The 6,694-nt window shown below is 71.6% G+C and carries 2 protein-coding genes; both read left to right on the forward strand.

The genetic code is table 11. The annotated features are described in order from the left end of the window. The first annotated feature begins 184 nt into the window (after positions 1-184). On the forward strand, positions 185-5,734 hold the full coding sequence (locus GWK61_RS51685) for an ATP-binding protein (protein WP_194921491.1): 5,550 nt from the start codon (positions 185-187) through the stop codon (positions 5,732-5,734). 100 nt (positions 5,735-5,834) lie between these two features. After that, on the forward strand, positions 5,835-6,694 hold an 860-nt coding region (locus tag GWK61_RS51690), incomplete at its 3' end, for a phosphotransferase family protein (RefSeq protein WP_194921493.1).

The raw sequence follows: 6,694 nt of genomic DNA on the forward strand, positions 1-6,694 counted from the left end.
GCACCCTACCGACCGGTAGCCCGCCGGCCGCCCCACGCTCCACGGACCCCCGTCCCCGTTGCACTACACTCCGACCAGTCACAACCAGCTCGTCCGGCCGACACCAACGACTGCGCGGGGAAACCGGCCAGCCCACAACCGGTCGCACGACTGGTGCCTTGGAATAGAGGAAGGGCCCCGGCCGGTGTTCAGTCGTGTCGCCATCGTCAACCGTGGTGAGGCCGCGATGCGGCTCATCCACGCGGTCCGGGAGCTGAGCGCGCAGAGCGCCGCGCCGATCGAGACCGTAGCCCTGCACACGGACGTGGACCGCGACGCCACGTTCGTGCGCGAGGCCGACGTCGCCTACGACCTCGGTCCCGCCGCCGCGCGCCCCTACCTGGACCTGAAGCTGCTGGAGCGCGCGCTGGTGGAGTCCGGCGCGGACGCGGCGTGGGTGGGCTGGGGCTTCGTCGCCGAGGATCCGGCGTTCGCAGAGCTCTGCGACCGGATCGGCGTCACCTTCATCGGCCCGGACGCCGAGGCGATGCGGCAGCTCGGCGACAAGATCGGCGCGAAGCTGCTGGCCGAGGAGGTCGGCGTGCCGGTGGCGCCGTGGAGCCGCGGCGCGGTGGAGACGCTGGAGGCGGCGATCGAGGCGGCCGGGCAGATCGGCTACCCGCTGATGCTCAAGGCCACCGCCGGCGGCGGCGGACGCGGTATCCGCGTGATCACCGACGAGGCCGAACTCGTCGACGCCTACGAGCGCACCAGCCAGGAGGCCGCGCGCGCCTTCGGCTCCGGCATCGTGTTCCTGGAGCGCCTGGTCACCGGCGCCCGGCACGTCGAGGTGCAGGTGATCGCCGACGGCCAGGGCACCGCCTGGGCCCTGGGCGTCCGCGACTGCTCGGTGCAGCGCCGCAACCAGAAGGTGATCGAGGAGTCCGCCTCGCCGGTCCTCGGCCCCGAGCAGGTCGAGCAGCTGAAGACCTCCGCCGAGCGCCTGGCCGTCCGGGTCGGCTACCGGGGCGCGGCGACCGTGGAGTTCCTGTACCACCCCGGCGACAAGCAGTTCGCCTTCCTGGAGGTCAACACCCGCCTGCAGGTCGAGCACCCGATCACCGAGCTGACCACCGGCTTCGACCTGGTCAAGGCGCAGCTGCACGTGGCCTCCGGCGGCAGGCTCGAAGGCCGTCCGCCGGCCGAGCGCGGCCACGCGATCGAGGCCCGGCTCAACGCCGAGGACCCGGACCGCGACTTCGCGCCCTCCCCGGGCCGCATCACGCGCCTGGACCTGCCGGCCGGACCCGGCGTCCGGGTGGACACCGGCGTGTCCGAGGGCGACACCATCCCCGCCGACTTCGACTCGATGATCGCCAAGGTCATCGCCTACGGCCGGGACCGCGACGAGGCCCTGGGCCGGCTGCGCCGCGCGATGGCCGAGACCTCCGTGGTCATCGAGGGCGGCACCACCAACAAGAGCTTCGTGCTGGACCTGCTGGACCAGCCCGAGGTCATCGACGCCTCGGCGGACACCGGCTGGATCGACCGGGTCCGCGCGCAGGGCCGCCTGGTCTCGCACCGCAACGCCGCCGTCGCGCTGGCCGCCGCCGCGATCGACGCCTACGAGGACGAGGAGCGGGTCGAGCGGGCCCGGCTGCTGTCCACCGCCTCCGGCGGCCGTCCGCAGGTGCAGCACGAGTCCGGCCGGCCGCTGGACCTGAAGCTGCGCGGCGTGGGCTACCGGGTCCGGGTGGCCCGGGTCGGCGCGGCGCGCTTCCGGGTCGGGATAGAGGCCGGCGACGGCCACGGCGCGCAGTCCCAGACTTTGACACAGACACAGACCGCGGACGTGGTGCTGGACCGCTTCGACCGGCACACCGGCCAGATCGTGGTCAACGGCGCACGCTTCCGCCTGCTCACCGCCACCCACGGCTCGGTGCACCAGGTCGAGGTGGACGGCGTCACGCACCGCGTCAGCCGCGACGAGGGCGGCGTGGTCCGCTCCCCGGCCCCGGCGCTGGTGATCGCCACGCCGCTGGAGGTCGGCGCGGAGGTCGAGGCCGGCGCGCCGGTCGTCGTGCTGGAGAGCATGAAGATGGAGACGGTGCTGCGCGCGCCGTTCAAGGCCCGGCTGAAGGAGCTGGCGGTCAGCGTCGGCAGCCAGGTCGAGACCGGCGCCCCGCTGCTTCGGCTGGAGCCGATCGTCGAGGAGGACCCCGAGGACACAGCCTCCGGTGGCGGCGCGGCGCACGCATCCGAGGCGGTCGAGCTGGACCTCCCGGCGGCCCCGACCGAAGTCCCCATCCGCACCCGCGTGGCTCAGGGCCAGGAGGACCTTCGCAGCCTGCTGCTGGGCTTCGACGTGGACCCGCACGACGAGGATCGCATCCTGGAGGCCTACCTGGAGGCCCGCACCACCGCCGGCGAGCAGGGCCTGCGGCCGCGGGCCGGCGAGCTGGGGCTGATCGAGGTCTTCGCCGACCTGGCCGACCTGGGCCAGAACCGTCCGGCCGGGGCCGAGAAGGACGAGGCCGGCGAGAGCCAGCTGCACAGCGCGCACGAGTACTTCCACACCTACCTGCAGAGTCTGGACGTGGAGCGCGCGGGCCTGCCGGAGTCCTTCCAGGCGGCCCTGCGCAAGGCGCTGGCGCACTACGGCATCACCGAGCTGGACCGCTCGCCGGAGCTGGAAGCGGCGGTGTTCCGCATCTTCCTGGCCCGGCAGCGTGCTGCGACGGACGCCACCGTGGTGACCACGCTGCTGCGCGCCTGGCTGCGTGAACTGCCGCCGGACGAGCTGCTGCGCGAACCGACGGGCCTGGCGCTGGAGCAGCTGATCGCGGCCACGCAGGTGCGCTTCCCGACGATCGCCGACCTGGCGCGCGGCGTGGTCTACGCGTGGTTCGGCCAGCCGCTGCTGCGGCGCAACCGGGCCCGCGTCTACGCCGAGGTCCGCAAGAACCTGCGCTACCTGGACGAGAATCCGCAGGCCGAGGACCGCGCCGAGCGGATCGCGGAGATGGTGCGCAGCACCGAGCCGCTGGTGCGGCTGCTGGGACAGCGCTTGGTCCATCCGGATCTGGACAACTCAGTGATGCTTGAGGTGCTCACCCGGCGCTACTACGGCAACAAGGGCCTGACCGGCGTGCAGACCACCGAGGTCGCCGGCAGCTCCTTCGTGGTCGCCGAGCACGACAACTCGCGTCTGGTGTCGGCGGCGGTGCCGTTCGAGCGGCTCGGCGACACGTTGGACGGCTTGGGCCAGCTGGCCGCCTCCGACGGCGCGCTGGACGCCGACATCTACCTGCTGTGGGAGAACCAGCCGGACACCGACGAGGCCGCGACCGAGTTGCAGCGCGTGATGAGCGCGCACCCGCTGCCGCAGCAGGTGCGTCGGGTGACCGCCACGGTGGCCGGCCGGCGCGGCGCCGTGATGCACCACCACTTCACCTTCCGGCGCACCACCACCGGGCTGACCGAGGAGCGGCTGATCCGGGGCCTGCACCCCTACATCGCCGAGCGGATGCAGCTGGAGCGGCTGACCAAGTTCGACCTGACGCGGCAGCCGTCCTCCGACGAGGACGTGTATCTGTACCAGTGCGTGGCGCGGGAGAACCCGGCCGACGACCGGCTGGTCGCCTTCACGCAGGTCCGCGACCTGACCGAGCTCCGCGACCACGACGGGCGGCTGGTGGCGCTGCCGACCGCCGAGGACGCGATCGCGGCGTGCGTGGACTCCATCCGGCGGGCGCAGCTGCGGCGGCCGTCCAACAAGCGGTTCAGCACGAACCGGGTCGTGGTCTACCTGTGGCCGGTGTCGAATATCAAGCGCTCGGAGCTGTTCCTGATCGCGCAGCGCATCCTGCCCTCGACAGCCGGCGCGGGCCTGGAGGAGATCGAGCTGATCGGCCGGCAGCGCTCGTGGCAGACCGGCGAGCTGATCAAGATCGCGGTGCGGGTGCGCTTCGACACCGCGGGGAATCCCTCGCTGAGCGTCGGCGAGCCAACCCTGGACCCGATCGAGCCGCTGGACGACTACCGGCTGAAGGTGATGCGCGCGGCGAGCCGGGGGACGGTGTACCCGTACGAGCTGGTCGACCAGCTCGGCGACTTCGCCGAATACGACCTGGAGGACTCGGGCGGTTCGGGCCGCTCGGGCGACTCCGACGGAGAACACCGCCTGATCCCGGTGGACCGGCCCAAGGGGCAGAACAAGGCTGCGATGGTGGCCGGCGTGATCACCACCCGGACCCGGCGGCACCGTCAGGGCGTCACGCGCGTCCTGCTGCTCGGCGACCCGACGAAGTCTCTCGGCGCACTGTCGGAGCCGGAGTGCCGCCGGGTGATCGCCGCGCTGGACCTGGCCGAGCAGATGAAGGTCCCGGTGGAGTGGTACGCGCTGTCCTCCGGCGCGCGCATCTCCATGCAGTCCGGCACCGAGAACATGGACTGGGTGGCGGCGGCGCTGAAGCGGATCGTGGAGTTCACGCAGGACGGCGGCGAGATCAACGTCGTGGTCAACGGCATCAACGTCGGCGCGCAGCCGTACTGGAACGCCGAGGCCACGATGCTGATGCACACGCGCGGCGTGCTGGTGATGACTCCGGACTCGGCGATGGTGCTGACCGGTAAGCACGCGCTGGACTTCTCCGGCGGCGTGTCGGCCGAGGACAACTTCGGCATCGGCGGCTACGACCGCATCATGGGCCCGAACGGCCAGGCGCAGTACTGGGCGCCGTCGTTGGCGGCGGCTCGCGACGTGCTGATGGCGCACTACGACCACACGTACATCGCCCCCGGCGAGTCGACGCCGCGCCGGGCCGCCACCGACGACCCGCACACCCGCGACATCAGCCCCTTCCCGCACACCTTCGCGGGCTCGGACTTCGCCACGGTCGGCGAGATCTTCAGCGCCGCGGCGAACCCGGACCGCAAGAAGGCCTTCGACATCAGGACCGTGATGCGGGCCCTGTCCGACCAGGACCACGCGGTCCTGGAGCGCTGGGCCGGCATGGCGGGCGCCGAGACCTCGGTGGTGCAGGACGTGCACCTCGGCGGGCTGCCGGTCTGCCTGGTCGGGATCGAGTCGCGCGCCGTGCCGCGCCGGGGCTTCCCGCCCACCGACGGCCCGGACACGTACACCGCCGGCACGCTGTTCCCGCAGTCCTCGAAGAAGGTCGCGCGCGCCATCAACTCCGCCAGCGGCAACCGCCCGCTGGTGGTGCTGGCCAACCTATCGGGCTTCGACGGCTCCCCGGAGTCGATGCGGAAGTTGCAGCTGGAGTACGGCGCGGAGATCGGCCGCGCGATCGTGAACTTCCAGGGGCCGATCGTGTTCTGCGTGATCTCCCGGTACCACGGCGGCGCGTTCGTGGTGTTCTCCAAGGCGCTGAACCCGAACATGACGGTCCTGGCTCTGGAAGGCTCCTACGCCTCGGTCCTCGGCGGCGCCCCGGCCGCCGCCGTGGTGTTCGCCGGCGACGTGAACTCCCGCACCGCAAACGACCCCCGCATCCGCGACCTGGAAGCACGCGTCACAGCCGCCGCCGGCACCGACCGCGCAGCCCTGGCAGCGGAGCTCGACGAGCTGCGCGTATCGGTCCGCGCCGAGAAGCTGGGCGAGGTCGCAACGGAGTTCGACCGCGTACACAGCATCCAGCGCGCGGTGCAGGTCGGCTCGGTGGACGAGGTGATCAAGGCGGCGGAGATGCGGCCGAAGATCATTGCGGCTATCGAGGCTCGGTTGGGGTAGGGGTTCTCAGCTCTTTGATTCGCTTCGCTTGATTCGCTGATCGGTGGCGGCGGCCGTTAATGGCCGCCGCCACTTTTCTCCCCTCAGATAGCCTCCACGAATGTCGACCGCCGCTGAGATCGCCCGCTTCACAGGCCCCTACAACCTCCCCGACGCCGAAGTCCCGATCATCGACGGCACCCCGCGCTGGCCGTGGGAGGAGGCGGTGGCGCGGCGGCGGCTCGCTCGGGTCGCGGCTGCAGCAGGGTTGTCGCTGACCGGCGACGAGGTATTCGTCGAAAGCGGTTCCAACGACACCTGGTTGTTTCCAGATTCGGTCCTGCGGGTCTGCTGGCGCGGCGACACCGACCGCGTGGTGCGCGAAGCCGAACTAGCCGCGGTGCTCCCCGACGACGTCCCGGGCCCGCAGGTCCTGAACCACGGACGTGACGACGCCCTGAGCTGGATGCTGGTCAAACGCCACCACGCAACGTCGCTGTGGCATGCGTGGCAAACCGAGCCCGCGCCGGTGCTTCGCGACTATGTACGGCAACTCGCGGACATCATGCGGCGCCTACACGACTGGCAGCCGCCGACCTCAGTCCTGACGCGCTACCGCGCCGCCGAAGTGCCCGAGACCGAGAACGACCCGGTACGCATCGCCGCCAGCACCCTGACACCGCTGTCCGCGCCACTCCTGCACCGGCTCATCGAGCACGCCCGCGATAGGACATACGTCGACAGCGGCGTGCTCGACCGGATCGCGGCCCGGCTAGACCGCGTCGGACGCACCCCGATCGACCGCTCGGCCGACGTCCTCCTGCACGCCGACTGCACCCCGGCGAACGTGTTGATCCGGGACGGCCGCATCATCGCACTCCTGGACTTCGAGTGGGCGCGCCTCGGCCCGCGCGACATCGACCTCACGCTGCCGTCGTTCTGGGCCTGGGTCGACGGCCAGAGCGACGGCCAGAGCGACGC

Origin of the sequence: Catenulispora rubra (genome assembly GCF_015356825.1) — a bacterium.
Classification (GTDB): Bacteria; Actinomycetota; Actinomycetes; order Streptomycetales; family Catenulisporaceae; genus Catenulispora; species Catenulispora rubra.